At 45.4% G+C, this 15156-nt stretch carries 16 protein-coding genes, 2 tRNA genes and 1 pseudogene; 14 read left to right on the top strand and 5 right to left on the bottom strand.

The window, feature by feature from the left end; translation table 11 throughout:
• Window positions 1–51: 51 nt before the first annotated feature.
• The 10 genes from NDA03_RS12200 (at window position 52) to NDA03_RS12245 (ending at window position 7316) form a co-directional block, all read left to right on the top strand.
• Window positions 52–1011 (top strand): GNAT family N-acetyltransferase, encoded by a 960-nt coding sequence (locus NDA03_RS12200; protein WP_348238124.1) that lies wholly within the window; start codon window positions 52–54, stop codon window positions 1009–1011.
• Between the two features lie 134 nt (window positions 1012–1145).
• Entirely contained in the window at window positions 1146–1346 is a 201-nt protein-coding gene (locus tag NDA03_RS12205) for a hypothetical protein (protein WP_190428392.1), read from the top strand.
• Between the two features lie 1004 nt (window positions 1347–2350).
• Window positions 2351–2417: transfer RNA gene (locus NDA03_RS12210), tRNA-Met, on the top strand.
• Between the two features lie 179 nt (window positions 2418–2596).
• Window positions 2597–3331, top strand: coding sequence for a hypothetical protein (locus NDA03_RS12215; protein WP_348238125.1), 735 nt, complete (start codon window positions 2597–2599; stop codon window positions 3329–3331).
• Between the two features lie 31 nt (window positions 3332–3362).
• Window positions 3363–3437, top strand: a tRNA-Leu gene (locus NDA03_RS12220).
• A 66-nt stretch (window positions 3438–3503) separates the two neighbouring features.
• The gene (gene rplL / locus NDA03_RS12225; RefSeq protein WP_348238126.1) at window positions 3504–3887 is read left to right on the top strand and encodes a 50S ribosomal protein L7/L12; all 384 of its coding nucleotides are present in this window, start codon (window positions 3504–3506) and stop codon (window positions 3885–3887) included.
• A 1-nt stretch (window position 3888) separates the two neighbouring features.
• Complete coding sequence (locus NDA03_RS12230) at window positions 3889–4326, top strand: hypothetical protein (RefSeq protein WP_348238127.1); 438 nt, start codon at window positions 3889–3891, stop codon at window positions 4324–4326.
• Between the two features lie 178 nt (window positions 4327–4504).
• Window positions 4505–5938 (top strand): hypothetical protein, encoded by a 1434-nt coding sequence (locus NDA03_RS12235; RefSeq protein WP_348238128.1) that lies wholly within the window; start codon window positions 4505–4507, stop codon window positions 5936–5938.
• A gap of 149 nt (window positions 5939–6087) precedes the next feature.
• Window positions 6088–6750 (top strand): translation elongation factor Ts, encoded by a 663-nt coding sequence (tsf, locus tag NDA03_RS12240; protein ID WP_190412534.1) that lies wholly within the window; start codon window positions 6088–6090, stop codon window positions 6748–6750.
• Window positions 6751–7013: 263 nt separating this feature from the next.
• A complete protein-coding gene (locus NDA03_RS12245; protein WP_190412533.1) occupies window positions 7014–7316 on the top strand; it encodes a hypothetical protein in 303 nt (100 codons plus the stop codon).
• Between the two features lie 369 nt (window positions 7317–7685).
• Here NDA03_RS12245 and tnpA read toward each other — a convergent pair whose 3' ends face one another.
• The gene (tnpA, locus tag NDA03_RS12250; protein ID WP_348238129.1) at window positions 7686–8099 is read right to left on the bottom strand and encodes an IS200/IS605 family transposase; all 414 of its coding nucleotides are present in this window, start codon (window positions 8097–8099) and stop codon (window positions 7686–7688) included.
• Between the two features lie 171 nt (window positions 8100–8270).
• On the opposite strand from tnpA, the gene NDA03_RS12255 reads away from it, so the two are divergent.
• From NDA03_RS12255 to NDA03_RS12265, 3 genes are all read left to right on the top strand, one after another.
• A complete protein-coding gene (locus NDA03_RS12255; protein WP_348238130.1) occupies window positions 8271–9068 on the top strand; it encodes a vWA domain-containing protein in 798 nt (265 codons plus the stop codon).
• 241 nt (window positions 9069–9309) lie between these two features.
• The gene (locus NDA03_RS12260) at window positions 9310–10134 is read left to right on the top strand and encodes a TlyA family RNA methyltransferase (protein ID WP_348238131.1); all 825 of its coding nucleotides are present in this window, start codon (window positions 9310–9312) and stop codon (window positions 10132–10134) included.
• An 84-nt stretch (window positions 10135–10218) separates the two neighbouring features.
• Window positions 10219–10482: a hypothetical protein gene (locus NDA03_RS12265; RefSeq protein WP_190433099.1), complete on the top strand. Its 264-nt coding sequence runs from the start codon at window positions 10219–10221 to the stop codon at window positions 10480–10482.
• A gap of 89 nt (window positions 10483–10571) precedes the next feature.
• On the opposite strand, the gene NDA03_RS12270 is transcribed toward NDA03_RS12265, so the two are convergent.
• Window positions 10572–11948 (bottom strand): GTP-binding protein, encoded by a 1377-nt coding sequence (locus tag NDA03_RS12270; RefSeq protein WP_348238141.1) that lies wholly within the window; start codon window positions 11946–11948, stop codon window positions 10572–10574.
• Window positions 11949–12093: 145 nt separating this feature from the next.
• Here NDA03_RS12270 and NDA03_RS12275 point away from each other — a divergent pair, with 145 nt between their 5' ends.
• Window positions 12094–12894, top strand: a complete 801-nt coding sequence (locus tag NDA03_RS12275) for a hypothetical protein (RefSeq protein ID WP_348238132.1) — start codon at window positions 12094–12096, stop codon at window positions 12892–12894.
• A 141-nt stretch (window positions 12895–13035) separates the two neighbouring features.
• Here NDA03_RS12275 and NDA03_RS12280 read toward each other — a convergent pair whose 3' ends face one another.
• From NDA03_RS12280 to NDA03_RS12290, 3 genes and pseudogenes are all read right to left on the bottom strand, one after another.
• Entirely contained in the window at window positions 13036–14100 is a 1065-nt protein-coding gene (locus NDA03_RS12280) for a tRNA-dihydrouridine synthase family protein (RefSeq protein WP_348238133.1), read from the bottom strand.
• 300 nt (window positions 14101–14400) lie between these two features.
• On the bottom strand, window positions 14401–15036 hold the full coding sequence (locus NDA03_RS12285; RefSeq protein WP_348238134.1) for a hypothetical protein: 636 nt from the start codon (window positions 15034–15036) through the stop codon (window positions 14401–14403).
• A gap of 24 nt (window positions 15037–15060) precedes the next feature.
• Window positions 15061–15156 (bottom strand): annotated as a pseudogene (locus tag NDA03_RS12290) (IS5/IS1182 family transposase); the annotation flags it as partial.

The following is a 15156-nucleotide window of genomic DNA, read 5'->3' on the forward strand; positions in this document are numbered from 1 at the left end:
CGCAACTTAAATTTCCGGAATTACGGCAACGTAGGCATCTCAGCTAATTTTATGATTACTTTAACAATGCGTCCTTATGCAGGGGAAGCGGATTTAGAAGCGATCGCTCAGTTGATCAATTCCTGCGAAGCGGTCGATAAACTTGACGAAGGCATATCTGTATCTGAACTGCGACAGGAATTTAAAGCACCTTCATTAGACAAAGCACGCGATCTTTGCCTCTGGGAAAACTCTGACGGTAAGCTGATTGGCTTCGGACGAATGTGGATTCCCCCTGATGGCGAAATCATCGAAGGCTACATTGGTTTCCACGTCCACCCAAGCGATCGCGGCGGTTATCTGGAAAAACAAATCGTCGCCTGGGGTGAGGAACGGATGCGCGAAGTTAGCAAAGAACGCTGCATGAGTGTTAAGCTGCGCTCCAGCGCTCGCGAAGACCAAGCCGAACGCATCGCTTTCTTAGAAAGTTGCGGTTTCACTGCCGATCGGTACTTTTTCACCATGAGGCGATCGCTGGATGAACCAATACCACAACCGCAGTTTCCAGCAGGTTTCACCATTCGCCAAGTAGAAGTTGAACAAGACGCAGAAGCGTGGGTGGAGATGTTTAACCAATCGTTTATCGACCATTGGAATCATCACCCTTTAACTGTGGAGATGCTTAAGTATTATCTAAGCGACCGGGATTACAAGTCGGAATTAAACTTGATTGCGATCGCTCCTGATGGGACTTTTGCTGCTTTTTGCCACAGCAGGATCTATACAGAGGAAAATGCACGCAGCGATCGCAACGAAGGCTGGATTGCTGTACTAGGCACGCGGCGCGGCTTCCGTAAGATTGGGCTGGGACGAGCTATGTTACTAAGCGGGATGCAGCGTTTGAAGGCTGCTGGCGTAGAGACAGCCAAGCTTGGCGTCGATGCTCAAAATCCTTCAGGTGCGCTGCAACTCTACGAATCTGTCGGTTATGCCACACTTCACACCCGCATTTTCTACGTCAAGGATGTGTAGTTAGACTCTTGCTAAAAAATCTTGCTGCCGAACTCTTGACAACTTTTGTAGTGTTTGTGTAGTATAAAGTAGTGAAGCAAGAGAACGACAAGTTCATACATCATCTTGCTTCCAACTTTAAGGAGGTGTTCAAAATGGTTCACATTCGTTTTGAAGGTCGTTCTTACGACATTGAAGAAAAGCAACTAGGTGTAACGGATGGCATGAACGACAAATCCGTTAAGGAACGCCTTGCACAGCATTTTGATGTTAGAAGCGATCGCTTCCAATCCTACGTTGTCGATCGCCGTCCCAGTGGGGATTTAATTGTACGTCCAGAAGCAGTTTACGGCTAAATAATTTTGAATGTTGAATTATAAAATTAAATTCAACACCTAAAATTCAAAATTATTCAAGCCCCGCGCCCCGACAGAAAAAGCATACACACTATTGATAACGATCCTAAGGTAGTGAAGTTCGGGCGACCGAACTAGCGAAGCATTCCAAATCTCTCGTCAGATACGGTTTGCGCGTCCACTGCTAAGCATTGCTTAGTAAGAACGGTCGTAAATTGTAATAAAGCTTTTTCAACTTGCACGGGGTCACTTTCAAAGCTTTTTCCCGCGCCCTAATTTGTGAAGCATACACACATTCCCGCTTCGGACGGGGAGGTAGTGGGTTCGACTCCCACCGACTGCTTCTTAATGCAGTCGTAGCTCAACGGATAGAGCGCCAAGTGATAACAGCTTTGCTGACTTGCGCGGGATAAAAATCAATTTTCTTGTTGATTTAATCTGAAAATAATGGCACGCGCCCCGATGTAAGAAGCATACAAACTGGTAACGTTCGGGAAACCGAATTGTAGGTTCGATTCCTACCCTCTCCGCTGCATGGAGAGGTGTCAAAAAAGCTTCTTAAACTTGCGCGTAGCTACTACTCTTTATCCCAACTGGAAATAAAAAATAAAGCTTCCACTTCGTACCCAAACTTAAAAAGCTTACATACTAGCTCTGTGGTAGAGCAATCGACTGATTAATCGATAGGTCGGGTTCAACTCCCGTTAACTATAGCTTTCTTAACTTGTACGAAGTGACAATTCTTTCCAAAACAGATTGGATACTAAATAGTGCGTTTTATGGATACTCAGCTTTAAATTTTGTGTTCCGCGCCCTAACCTGAAAAGCATACACACATCCGCCTGATAAGCGGGAGATGTAGGTTCAATTCCTACCGCTGCCATTATTTGGCAGTGTAGAGTAACGGTAACTCTCCAGTGAATAGCTTTTTTAACTTGCGCGGAACACCCAATACTTTCGAGACTGCAATAATCGCTTCGCGCCCTAATAGATAAAGCTTACATACTAGCTCAGTTGGTTAGAGCACTTGACTCATAATCAAGCCGTGACGGGTTCAATTCCCGTGTATATTCAAACAGCTTTTTCGACTTGCGCGGAGCAATCTAAATACGAATAAATTTATCGTTATTTTTGATATTTACTGGAGAGTTTTCCAATGTTATGCAGTTCTTCCCTAATTACAACAAACCTAGCCATAACTGAATGGCAATTTATCAGAATCAATAGATATTTAGGGACGATACTAAGTAATGAGCGAACACCGTTTGGGAGAAATTGTCATTGAACGTCCTCGTGGAGGCATAACGATAAGTGTAAAAAAGCTTAAAGGCTATAAAAAAGCTCTGCAAAAGATTACTAATGAGGCAAGTGAAGATGGGTTACTCTGTCCTTATTTAATCAAGACAAGAAAACGCACAAAGTACTTTTCAGACCATCTAGGTCCATTACGTCGCTGGTTGCGTTCTAAAGTGGGCGAATCTTGGGATAATGTTTACAGCGAATTATGCCAGCAGCTTGAAACGAGAACGTTATCAGGACAACATATTCTCTCCCATGTATGGGGTTTTATGGAAAAGGATGTTGAACTAATTGATGGAGTTCCTTATTCTACTAAATCGTGCAAGTATTTACCCAGAAATCCGCTGAATTATTGGAGAGAGCAACTTTATATCCATCCCGACACTAAAGTTCTCTGCCTAGCGAAGAAAGCACCCAATAAACCTCCCGAAAAGCCAGACAATCTAGTGGTTGTTAATGACTGCCTAGAATATCATAAAATTAACAATTTGTGGTATGTAATAAAGCTTCAAAATACACCACCAACAAAGCCAGTAACAGATATTATCTTAAAAGAAATTGCTGACGGTTGGAGTGTACGGGAGAAGCAAGGTAGAAGAATCTACAGAAAAAGTTACGCTGTCGATAAACGTCAGTGTAACAAGAAGGAAATAAAGTTCATTATGCAGCAGCTTGCAAATAGTTAAACTTTTCATTCCGCGCCCTGATAGAAAAAGCTTACATACTAGCCGAATTGGTACAGGCGCTTGATTTAAGCTCAAGATTATGCAGGTTCAACCCCTGCGTATGAAACAACAGCTTTCTCGACTTGCGTGGAATGATAATATTTCATTTTTTATGATGAGGAGGAGTATAAAGATGTCTGTAAAAACAATTGAGATTCTAGAACAATTAAAATCTTTAACCCTAACCGAAGCGGCAGAATTAGTTAAGCAAGTTGAAGATACTTTTCGAGTTGATGCTTCGCCTCGCCAGCGGACAAGTATTATTGAAATAATCGAGGAAAAAGGTGAAGACCTTTCTGTACAAACTGAGTTTGATGTAGTTCTGGAGGAAGTTCCTGCTGCTCAGAAGATTGCAATCCTCAAAGTTGTACGGACTTTGACTAATTTGGATCTGAAGTCAGCAAAAGATTTTGTTGATTCAGCGCCGAAAGTGGTGAAAGAAGCGATCGCACTCTCCGATGCAGAAGAAATCAAGCAACAGCTAGAAGCAGCAGGCGCTAAAGTTTCTCTCAAGTAGTTTGCACTCTCGCAGTTGTGAAATATCAGTCAGTGAGATAGAAAGTCTAATTGCGGCATTCGAGAATTGCACCCTGCCACGAGATGAGTGGAATCATCGCGCACACTTAACCGTTGCATTATGGTATCTCACTCGTTACTCGAAGGCAGAAGCGACGAATTGCATACGCGATCGCATCCAGCGTTACAACTTGGCTAATGGGATTAAAACTACTAAAAACAGTGGCTATCACGAAACGATGACACTGTTTTGGATTCGGATTGTTAGTTACTATCTATCGGTTGCAGATCGAACTCGCTCTATCGTATATCTTGCCAACGAACTTATGGATAGTTACGCAGATAAAAATCTTCCTCTGACATACTACAACCGCGATTATTTGATGTCTTGGGAAGCACGGATAAGTTGGCTTGAACCCGATTTGAAATCTTTAGATTAGCAGGGATGACAGTCTCTTGCTTGGCGAATATAATGGCAGTTGTCGCCGCGCCCCAACTGAGAAAGCTTACATACCCTTTTAAGGTAAAACAACAGCTTTCTCGACTTGCGCGGCACCAAATTACTTGCGTGCGACATCTGCCTCCTCAACACTTCAAGATGCAATGGAGGTAGTTGCAATGAATACACTAGAACGCGACTTGCGTTTAGAAATTCTCAATAGTCTGCTGACTACGCCACACCGGGAACTCGGTAAGGTAGCAGAAGTACATAAGATGATGGTCGAACTTGACCCCATCTTTTACGGACATCTGGCTGTATGGTATCAGCGCAATGGGGATGTGCGCGACCACAAGGAAGTTTTTGTCGGTAATTTGCTGACCAGCAGCTTGAACGAACACCGAGGTGCGGGTTTCATGATGCTACAAGAGTTTCCGCCTTACCAGGTGGCGCGGATTGTAGACTTTATGAAGCAGCATCAGCAAAAGTTACCCCGTTCGGCGCGGACTGCGGTGCGGCGTTATTTGCAGGAACGGGAAAAGAATGCTGCGTTTTTCGATCGCGCAGCGGTGCGGGGACGCAAGGCGATGAAGCATCTTTATGCAAGTTTGCACATACGCCCTAGCGATCGCGCTAACGCCGTACTATTCAAAGATGCACCGCCTGAAGATAGTCTTGCGTTTGCACTCAAGCAGCTTGCAAAAGCAGAGACACCACAAGTACAAGCACAACTGATTGCAGAACACAAAATTCCCTACACTGTCGCTATTGGTGCGGTGAAGGAAGTGACGCCAGAAGTGCTGATGGCGCTAGTTAACGCCATGTCACCGCAGGAGGTAATTAACAACCTTAAGTCACTCCAAGCGCGAGGTGCGATGGAAAACGCTGAGGTGAAGGTGTTGATTGATGCAAAACTGACTGAAGCTGCAACAAGCGATCGCGTCTCTGCATTCAAGGCGATGAAAGCGGCGGGTGTTGCCAATGTCGATGATGCAACTGTGGCGCAACTAGAGCAAGTTGTTAACGAACAGGTGAAAAAGCGGGGTAAGATTACCAAGTCTACCGCCTTGTTTGTAGACAAAAGTAGCAGCATGACTGAAGCGCTGGAAGTCGGAAAGCAAATTGCAGCTTTGATTTCTGGCATCAGCGAAGGTAACTTGTTTGTTTATGCCTTCGATACCAAAGCTGTTGAAGTAAAAGCACAAGGTAAAGCGCTGTCAGATTGGGAGAAAGCTTTCCACAAGCTGTTTCCGGATGGTTGCACTAGCATCGGTGCATCGCTGGAAAAGATGCGGCAAAACAAACAGTCGGCAGAACAAATCATCATCGTTACCGATGAAGGCGAAAACAACGCTCCTTACTTCAACACAGTTTATCCCCGCTACTGCGAAGAATTGAAGGTTGTGCCGAATGTAATTATCGTCAGAGTCGGCAATCATAGCAACCACTTAGAAAAGCAATTGCAACAATCTCAAGTATCGCTAGAGACATTCACCTTCGCAGGTGATTACTATTCACTGCCAAACTTGGTGCCATTATTGTCTCGTCCATCTCGACTTGAATTGTTGATGGAAATTCTAGAGACACCGTTACCAGTGCGAGTTGATAACTAGATAGGCTAACTTGTAGCTCAATCGAAACATAGAAAGCCTAACCTCTAGCCTCTTTCCCTTGGAAAAAAGGGGAAGAAAAAAGCCCCTCTCCTGCAATGCGAGGGGTTGGGGAGAGGTCAACAAAATTATTAGTCAACGAGGAATAAAACATGGTGGCAATAACTGCAAAAACTGTCCACGAACTGCGCGTGAAAACAGGCGCAGGCATGATGGATTGTAAAAGGGCGCTGGATAAAACCAATGGCGATATGACCAAAGCGATCGCATGGTTGCGCCAAAAAAGTATGAGTAGAACATGCGGCGGAAGCCGTCGTATTTCGGCAGAAGGAATTATTGACAGCTACATTCATACTGGCAGTAAAGTTGGCGTGCTAGTAGAAGTGAACTGCGAAACTGATTTTGTAAGTCGCAGTGAAGTATTTCAAACCCTGGTGCGGAACATCGCCATGCAAATTGCCGCTTGTCCGAATGTAGAATACGTGAAAGTAGCAGATATTCCGGCTGAAATTGTCGAGAAAGAAACAGAAATCGAAATGGGGCGGGATGACTTAGCTAACAAACCAGCAAATATCAAAGAAAAAATTGTTCAGGGACGAATTGAAAAGCGCCTGAAAGAAATGTCTTTGATGGATCAGCCTTACATTCGCGACCAAAGTATCGTGGTGGAAGAACTGGTGAAGCAAAGCGTAGCTCAACTGCGTGAAAATATCCAAGTGCGTCGTTTTGTCCGCTTTAAATTAGGCGAAGGCATTGAAAAGCCTGAAAGCAACTTTGCCGAAGAAGTCGCTGCACAAATGGGCGGCAGGGAATAAAGGCTTGGCGAATAGAATTCGCGGCTACACAAACAAAGTCCGCCTGCGCGGACTATCGGAAAATTGAGAATATTGAAACCCGCGAAGGCGGGTTTAGCCTGTGTAGCTGCGGTTTCAACCGCCCACTCTATTTGCTTATAAATTTGATGGGGAATTTTCGTAAGATAAGCCAGCGTAAGACAGTCTGCTATTCGTAGTTTTTTTCTTGCTTGCCGAATCAGAATATAATTAGAATGCAATGTTCATAAATTGGGTTTTATATTATGGAAATAAACTTGAATGATTCAAAAGCTTTTAATATTGAAAGCGTTCGATTATTAATTAAATCAGGGGATCAATCTCGGCATTCACAAATTAGAGTAACAAAAGACGGGATTGCGTATTTATCCTATATTACAGGAAATAAAGAGATAGAAGGAATACTATTTAGATTTGAAACTCTTTCAGCGGGAACAGGTTATGTTGGCTTAGAGGCTGCAAAAGACGAAGATTGGGTTAACCAGATTTATAAAGCACTGAAAGACAACTGGGAAAATCAAACGCATGGGTATATTGATTATTTTTGAGTCTGCCAACCTTAGTGAATAGAATTCGCGGTTAATTCTGTGTAGCTGTGGTTTCAACCACCCAGCCTTGGCGAATAGAATTCGCGGCTACACAAACCAAGTCCGCCGGCGCGGACTATCGGAAAATTGAGATATTGAAACCCGCGAAGGCGGGTTTAGTCTGTGTAGCTGCGGTTTCAACCGCCCACTCAATTATCGGAAAATTGAGATATTAAAACCCGCCCACTCAACTAGCCTTGGCGAATAGAATTCGCGGCTACACAAACCAAGTCCGCCGGCGCGGACTATCGGAAAATTGAAACCCGCGGAGGCGGGTTTAGTTTCAACTGCCCAATCAACCGCGGTTTCAACCGCCCAAACCAAAATAAATTATTTTAGATTCAATTCCCAAGTAGAAATAGTTGATTTATGTCGGTGGTGAATCGCCTGGTTGCGGATATAATCAGCCACTTTGTCGATAGCATCATGGCTGACAATAAAAGCGCCGTAGCTGCCTTGCCATTTAAAAAATTCACTAGGCTTAATTTCGTGAGTAACTAGATGAGAAGAACTACCTTTAACTTGTTTAATTAAATCAGATACAGCCAGAGTAGATGGGAAACTTGTCAAAAGATGGACATGATTTTCAATACCGCCAACAGCGATTGCTGTGCATCCAAGTTGTTCGCACTGTCTAATGATAGCTGCATAAATTACCTTCTGGATATCAGGTGTAATTAGAGGCAATCTATCCCAAGTAGCCCAAACACAATGGAGATATAACTGCGTGAAATTTGACCTCATCTCTTCTCAACCTAAATGGGCAAATTTTTCAATCACGATTATCGCATTTAGTCCGCGAAGGCGGACTTCGTATGTGTAGCCGCGAATTATATTCGCCAGGTATTCTTCGTATGTGTAGCCGCGAATTCCATTCGCAAGGTAATTTTTTAACTAGGAAAAGCGAGACTAATTATGACAAAAGCTCTCAATCATGTTGATGTTTGCTTTGTAATTGATACAACTGGCAGTATGGGTGGTTTCATCCAAGAAGCAAAACAACAATTGTTGGATACAATTCGCTTGCTGTCCGCTGACAGTGATATCGATTTGCAAGTCGGTTTAGTAGAATACCGCGATCACCCTCCACAAGACACGACTTTTGTAACTCGCATCTATCCGCTGACTGCAAAGTTGCAGGAGATGCAGAAGAACATCAACAAACTAGAAGCGAATGGGGGTGGAGATCATCCGGAAGCTGTTTATGATGGTGTTCAGGATGCGGCTAACCAGATGAAGTGGAGACGCAACAGTTGTCGTTTCATTCTGTTGGTGGGTGATGCACCGCCACACGGTTTTCACGTAGATCGAGACAGCGATGGCTTCACGCATACCGATCCGGCGCGATATCCTAATGGTTTAACGGTGCAGTCGGTAACGGCGGCGGCGGAAAATCAGCGGGTAACGGTTCATGCACTGTGCATGGGAAGCGATCGCGCTACGTTGCAGTCGTTTACCGCGATCGCAACTGGCACGAGTGGACAATGTGCCTCTGTCCGCGATGCTAAAGATGTGATCAGTCAGATGGTAGCTATGCTAACTAGCGAATTTCGTAACTTGGAATTTGACGGTAAAGTATTAGATACGGTACAGCGTCTTGGTTCTCTAGATATCAGCGCTACTGCTGAAACTCTCGCTTGTCCAAGACTGCAAGTTGCATCTGCGATCGCGCGACTTGGAAAGCGTGGTTTTTTGGATGCATTAATTGTCTAGGTAATGCTTGCGTGCCCTAACTTTTAGAGCATACATACTGTTTACGAGAGGATAAGTATCCGTGGCTTCGACTCGATCGAAGCAGCGAACGTGGGAGGAAGGGGCGAAGAACCTGGGAGGTAAGCGATTAAGTAGCTATCCTTTAAATAGTGTGTAATAACTAACCAGCGGAGTTCCTTTTCGATTGCGATCGCTTTGCTCTATTAACTTGCACGCAAGCAATCCTTAATATATATAATTAATGGCGAAACAACGACTTGACACCTTATTAGTAGAACTTGATTTATGCGCCTCCCGGCAGTTAGCACAACGGCTAATACGTGCCGGTGAAGTAATGGTCAATCAGCAAGTCATTGATAAGCCGGGAACGGAGGTAGAAACCGAGGCGCAAATTAAAATTAAAGAGCGATCGCGCTTTGTTTCCAGAGGCGGTGAAAAACTCTCCAAAGCACTTGAAGAATTTGGCATTTCCGTACAAGATCGGATTTGCTTAGATGGCGGAATTTCTACTGGCGGATTCACCGATTGTTTGCTGCAAGCTGGGGCAAAAAAAGTTTATGGCGTTGATGTCGGTTACGGACAAGCCGACTGGAAATTACGCAATGATGCGCGGGTAGTGTTGAAAGAACGGACTAATCTGCGCTATCTCACATCAGAGGAATTGTACGGTGATGAACAGCCAGCAGATTTAACAGTTGTAGATGTTTCGTTTATTTCCCTAACCAAAATTCTCGATGCTTTGTGGAAATTGACACAGCCTCCTAGAGAAGCGGTATTGCTAGTAAAGCCGCAGTTTGAAGTCGGGCGATCGCGTGTTGGTAAAAAAGGTGTGGTGCGAGATCCTGACGATCAAGCAGATGCTATTTTCCAAGTGTTACTAGCCGCGCAACCGTTGGGATGGCAATATCGCGGCTTAAGTTGGTCGCCAGTGACCGGGCCTGCTGGTAATATCGAGTATCTGTTGTGGTTGGATATGGATAGCGCCACACTACCGCCGAGTTTGCAAGCCATTAAACAGATTACCGAATCCGCTGCATCTCACTTTCGAGATAATCTTAAATCGTAAATTTTTCTGTCAGTTTTGATACCGTTTAGCTCTATTCAGGTCAAATTGAGACAGAAGCAAGCCTTAAAAGTAGAGGGTCAAAGCATGAGTACCCAAGACCAAGCACGGGAATTGATGGCGCAGCACCGTCACCACGACGAACACTTACACGAGTCTATGCGAAGCCGTGCAGAGGCTGAGGTACATCAAACCCACCCTGCTGACGCCCATACCCAAGAACAGGCGCGGGAATTGATGTCGCAGCACCGTCACCACGACGAACACTTACAAGAGTCCATGCGAAGCCGTGCAGAATCAGAATTAGGCGCTGCCGATCGTGGTGCTGATTCTTCCCAAGTACAATCTTGATCTGAATTTAAAAGTTGAATTACACTGAGAACTTCTCCTGCGCCCCTTCCCTGTGAGGGAAGGGGTTGGGGGTTAGGTTTTGCGTTCATCTATTTGCTTTGATTGCTTGGAGATGTTCCGCCGAATTGCAACAATTCCTGCCGCAAGCGATAAAGAATTGTATTCGGTTCTACCTGATTGAGAATCTCTTGAATGACGGTATTCGCTCCCAACTGTCCCCAGGTGCAGCCTTGCTCTAGATACACCTGCGCCGCCCGACCGACTGCATAAGCTCCATATCCAGCGATACCAGCTTGGGCGATCGCTGCACCGCCATAAGCCGTAATATTCGTTGGACTCTCCCCAGCGCCAATCGCCGCCGCACTCTTGCCCAACCCGAAAACTAAACTACTGCCGAATTCACCCAGTAGCAAGCCGCCCGAACTAAACACAATGGTTTTCCAAAGCTTTCCAACTTCATAACCCGTCATCGGCAACCCATACAGCCGCGACAAGGAGCGAATTAGCGCCAAATCCGCTACCGTTCCTGCCAAGACATCCAAAACAGCAATCGGATTGAGCGCAACTGCGATCGCTTTGTATCTCACATAGCTCCAAATTAGCTGCTCCGCTTCAGTTTCACGAGCCGCCACCACCTTCTGAGCAATGCTTTCTTCAGCTTCTCGCGCCTGAACTAAGGCATTGAGCGCTAAAAGCGATCGCCCTTCTCGATTCAGAATCCCCAAAATCTTCTGCTTCAACTCATCCACCTGCGGCGGCGGCGTCTCCCATTCCGGCGTGACGCGACCATCGGGCCACTCCACACGCACCTCTAGGGGTGCAGGTTCCGCTGCCACCATCACAATTTCATCTTCTTGTAAAGCGGAGAGCGATCGCGTCTCTCTGCTTCCAGCACCCAGAATTTGCAACTGTTGATAAATTGCTTGTCGGTCTTGCTCCGGATAAAGGTCAATCTTGTTAAAGACTAAAATTAGAGGTTTCTGGCTCAGTCGCAATTCGCACAGTGCTTGATACTCGGTTCGCGTGATATCACCTGCCACCACAAACAAAATCAGGTCAGATTGACGCGCTACTTCCCGCGCCATTTCTGCTCGCGCTTGCCCCTGAATTTCATCCAATCCAGGCGTATCAATCAATTCCACCTGCACCTTACCAGCCGCGTTAGGCGTCCAGCGCACGGAACGGGGCCACTGAGTCACCCCATTCAGCGGCCCAGTTTGTAGAATTTTCTGTCCTACTAAGGCATTTAACACTGCTGATTTGCCGCGACTGACCAAACCAAAAGCGGCTATCCGAATCACACCTTGGTCTAACTTATCAAGTGTAGACTTCAAAAAATCCAGTTCGGTTTGCAGCGCTGCGGTTGCTTCTAATTTTGAAGGGTGCTTTTGGCTGCGAGTGTGGGAATACCAAGACAGCGCTTGCCGCAGACTGGCGCGAGCGCGATTGAAGTGAGTTTCTTGCAGAGTGTTGCGTGCAGAGGATGTGTGACCCCCAGCAGCCGCATTGGTTTGAGATAATTGAGGATGGCTCAAGGCTAGATTAGAAGAAGCTACAGATCCATTTTCGCTCGATATCTCATTGCGATCGCTTGATTGCACTCTACCTGAAATGAAAAATCCACTTATTTGTTCTCTTTTCCTAACCACCTTCCTAGCGGGTGGCGCTCCTATCATTAATGCAGTGCAAGCTGAGCAACCGATTCTACTCGCTCAGTCGGTATGGAAGCCCTTCGCTTCACGCGCAGGCGGCTTCACCGTGTTGATGCCCGGTGCACCGAACCAAAGTCAGGAAACGATTCAGACTAAAGGTGGGCCAATTAAAGTCCAACTCTTCCAGAGTTTCCGACCGAATCAAGCCGGTTATGTCGTTGGTTATTCCGACCTCCCGGCTAATCTGATCAAGACTCCTAGTGATGTTAACAGTTTCTTGGCTGGGGCAATTACTGGATTTGCAAATAGTTCAAAAGGGAAGCTTTTAAGCCAACGAAATATTAATTTAGGAAGTTACCCCGGAAGAGAATTTAAACTGCAACTCTCTCAAGGAGTAATCGTTAAAAGTAGATTTTATTTGGTAGACCGGAGACGATTTTATCAGGTCTTCGTAGTAACAGATAAAGAACAAGACTTAGTTAAAAGTATTGATGGCTTTTTGACTTCTTTCAAACTTACTAAAAATTCATCGGCAGCCCGAAACGTCCCCAAGGAAAACCTCAACGCCTCTTTACAAAAGGCAGTCTGCGCTCAAAATTGGACGCAAGCGATCAAAGTAATCGATCGAATGAGAAAAGTTGTCCGCGATCCAAACACTCAAAGTCAGTTAGTAGCCTATCGACAGCAATTACGAGGTTTGGAAAATTCTAATGTACCCGTTCCTGCCTCAGTCCTTACTGGTTGTACCGCTGCTCGGTAAGCGAAACAAACACGCAACAATGATAGCAATCCTATTTTAGTTGTGAGATGCCTACCTTTCAGAACCCCGACTTTTTAGAAAAGTCGGGGTTCTCGCCTTCACAAATGATTTAGGATTGCGATCGCGCTGGATTCTCTATTTTCAGTTTGCTATCAATTCGCGGGCAGTCTCGCAGCTAGGACGAGCCAGAAGTCTAGGATACGGCTCCGAAGCAAATTCTTGGTCGGGGTTGCTTAATAAATAGCGATCGCACACTCCAAATAGTTCCGCTTCAGTCTGGGATAGGCGCATATCTTTTAAGAAAGCTCCAGCGGCATCTACACTCTGACCGATGTAATTTAGATACATCTTCATATAACTAACCCGCGCTTTCTCCGGTACTGTCCATGCTGTCATCGTTCGACGCAGTAGCTCAATGTAACCGCGAACTTCACCCAGCGTTACGATAGAAACAGGTTGACCGCTCAGGTATTGGCGAATTTGCTTAAAAATCCAAGGATTTCGGATCGCAGCGCGACCAACCATTACCCCTGCTGCTCCTGTCGTGTCTAGAACCGCTGCTGCTGTTGCGGCAGATGTCACGTTTCCGTTAGCTAAAACTGGGCAATTAACTCGTTGTACGGCATGGGCAATCAGATCGTAATGCACGTTGCCATAATACATCTCTTTAACAGTACGACCGTGCAAGCTCAGTAAATCAATTTTGTGCAAATTAATCAAGTCGAGGATACGATCGAAATTAGCGGTATCTTCAAAGCCAATTCGCATTTTGACGGTCAAAAGCCCATCGACTGCCCCCCTCAACTCGCCAAGGATCTGGCTAATCTTTTCAGGATCGCGTAACAGTCCTCCACCCACGTTTTTGCGATAAATTCTTGGTGCAGGACATCCCATATTCAGGTCGATACCCGCGACTGGATAGCGGCTGAGTTCTTTCGCAATGCGAACCAGATCGGAAACGCTCTCACCGATGAGCTGAGCAAAGATAGGGCGTCCGGTAGAGTTCTCTGTAATTGATCTGAGGATGTTTTTATCTAAACCCGAACTCGTGTGGACGCGAAAATACTCAGTAAAGAAATAATCAGGACTGCCATAGTTAGCGATCGCGCTCATGAACAGCAGATCCGTCACATCCTGCATGGGAGCAAGCGCCGTTAATTTCAGTCCCGGATACATAGGAGGCGGAAGTAGAGCGGATTGTGACATTTGCGCGGTCGGTTGATGTTGGATAAAAAATTATTTGTTGCGTTTGACAAACTTCTTGTCACTCGGACTAAAAAGCTTGAAAGCTTGTAGAATCCCAACGTGGATTTAGATAATCATCCTTTTCAGATCGTCCCATACAGCAACTTATTATTTTAGCTTTAAAAAGATGTCATTTCAATAGGTAATGGTTACTGCCTGTACCTTTTAAAATGACGAAGATTTGTTAATAGAAACAAATATCTTTTATTCTAAAATTATTCAACACCAATTAATCAATTCATTCTAATTAACGCCAGTTACTCAAAAATTATAACCAACTCCAATTAAAAGTCCGACATCAGCATTGCGATTAGCGGGGAAGCCTGCATTTGCCCGTACCGTGCCCGTTAAGTCTCTTGATAACGGAACATCAACGCCGCCAGAAATAAGTGGACTGATATTCAGACCATCGGCAATCCTGAGCATGACTCCTCCACCAAGGAAAGGGGAGATAATAGTTTGTCCAGATGCACCGCGAATGGGAAACTCACCAGTTAGGGCAATCATCGAAGTTGCAGTGCGATCGCCAAATATGATTGTGGCATCGTGCAAAGACAGGTTGTCCGTAAATCCGACCTTGGTCAGAATCGCTAGACCTCCCGTTCCTAGGGCAGTCGTATCACCCGCTAGTCCGATAGCACCTCCAAGACCGATATAGCTGCGCCGGGGACGAGATTCTGGTTCGGGATTGACCTGAGCTTTCAGCGGTGCATTTGTTTGTGAAGGAACTGCATCTGATTGCTGCAAAACACCTTTAAAAGTAGCATCAGGGGTTGACAGTGAACCTGCTGACTGCGCGTAGGATTGTCCTGGCTCTAAGATAGCGGAGCTAACTAAGCATACAAGACTCAGTTTTAGAAAACTTACAAAAGGTTGCAACATCATTTTTTTACTCATGATTGATTAGACCTCCTGCATGAATCAGGAGGCATGTGCCAGTTCGTAGTTCAGCAAGCCAGCAATTAGGTTTAAGCGCAAACCAAATCTCTGCCTGCGATTGCGATAACGTCCTGAAAA

The sequence above is a fragment of the Trichocoleus sp. Lan genome (genome assembly GCF_039961855.1).
In the GTDB taxonomy this organism is placed as follows: Bacteria; Cyanobacteriota; Cyanobacteriia; order Cyanobacteriales; family FACHB-T130; genus FACHB-T130.

What these genes read in the sequence shown, in the direction of transcription:
- NDA03_RS12200 (WP_348238124.1), top strand. Translation starts at nt 52, where the DNA reads ATGATTACTTTAACAATGCGTCCTTATGCAGGGGAAGCGGATTTAGAA.
- NDA03_RS12205 (WP_190428392.1), top strand. Translation starts at nt 1,146, where the DNA reads ATGGTTCACATTCGTTTTGAAGGTCGTTCTTACGACATTGAAGAAAAG.
- NDA03_RS12215 (WP_348238125.1), top strand. Translation starts at nt 2,597, where the DNA reads ATGAGCGAACACCGTTTGGGAGAAATTGTCATTGAACGTCCTCGTGGA.
- rplL (WP_348238126.1), top strand. Translation starts at nt 3,504, where the DNA reads ATGTCTGTAAAAACAATTGAGATTCTAGAACAATTAAAATCTTTAACC.
- NDA03_RS12235 (WP_348238128.1), top strand. Translation starts at nt 4,505, where the DNA reads ATGAATACACTAGAACGCGACTTGCGTTTAGAAATTCTCAATAGTCTG.
- tsf (WP_190412534.1), top strand. Translation starts at nt 6,088, where the DNA reads ATGGTGGCAATAACTGCAAAAACTGTCCACGAACTGCGCGTGAAAACA.
- NDA03_RS12245 (WP_190412533.1), top strand. Translation starts at nt 7,014, where the DNA reads ATGGAAATAAACTTGAATGATTCAAAAGCTTTTAATATTGAAAGCGTT.
- tnpA (WP_348238129.1), bottom strand. Translation starts at nt 8,099, where the DNA reads ATGAGGTCAAATTTCACGCAGTTATATCTCCATTGTGTTTGGGCTACT.
- NDA03_RS12255 (WP_348238130.1), top strand. Translation starts at nt 8,271, where the DNA reads ATGACAAAAGCTCTCAATCATGTTGATGTTTGCTTTGTAATTGATACA.
- NDA03_RS12260 (WP_348238131.1), top strand. Translation starts at nt 9,310, where the DNA reads ATGGCGAAACAACGACTTGACACCTTATTAGTAGAACTTGATTTATGC.
- NDA03_RS12265 (WP_190433099.1), top strand. Translation starts at nt 10,219, where the DNA reads ATGAGTACCCAAGACCAAGCACGGGAATTGATGGCGCAGCACCGTCAC.
- NDA03_RS12275 (WP_348238132.1), top strand. Translation starts at nt 12,094, where the DNA reads ATGAAAAATCCACTTATTTGTTCTCTTTTCCTAACCACCTTCCTAGCG.
- NDA03_RS12280 (WP_348238133.1), bottom strand. Translation starts at nt 14,100, where the DNA reads ATGTCACAATCCGCTCTACTTCCGCCTCCTATGTATCCGGGACTGAAA.
- NDA03_RS12285 (WP_348238134.1), bottom strand. Translation starts at nt 15,036, where the DNA reads ATGAGTAAAAAAATGATGTTGCAACCTTTTGTAAGTTTTCTAAAACTG.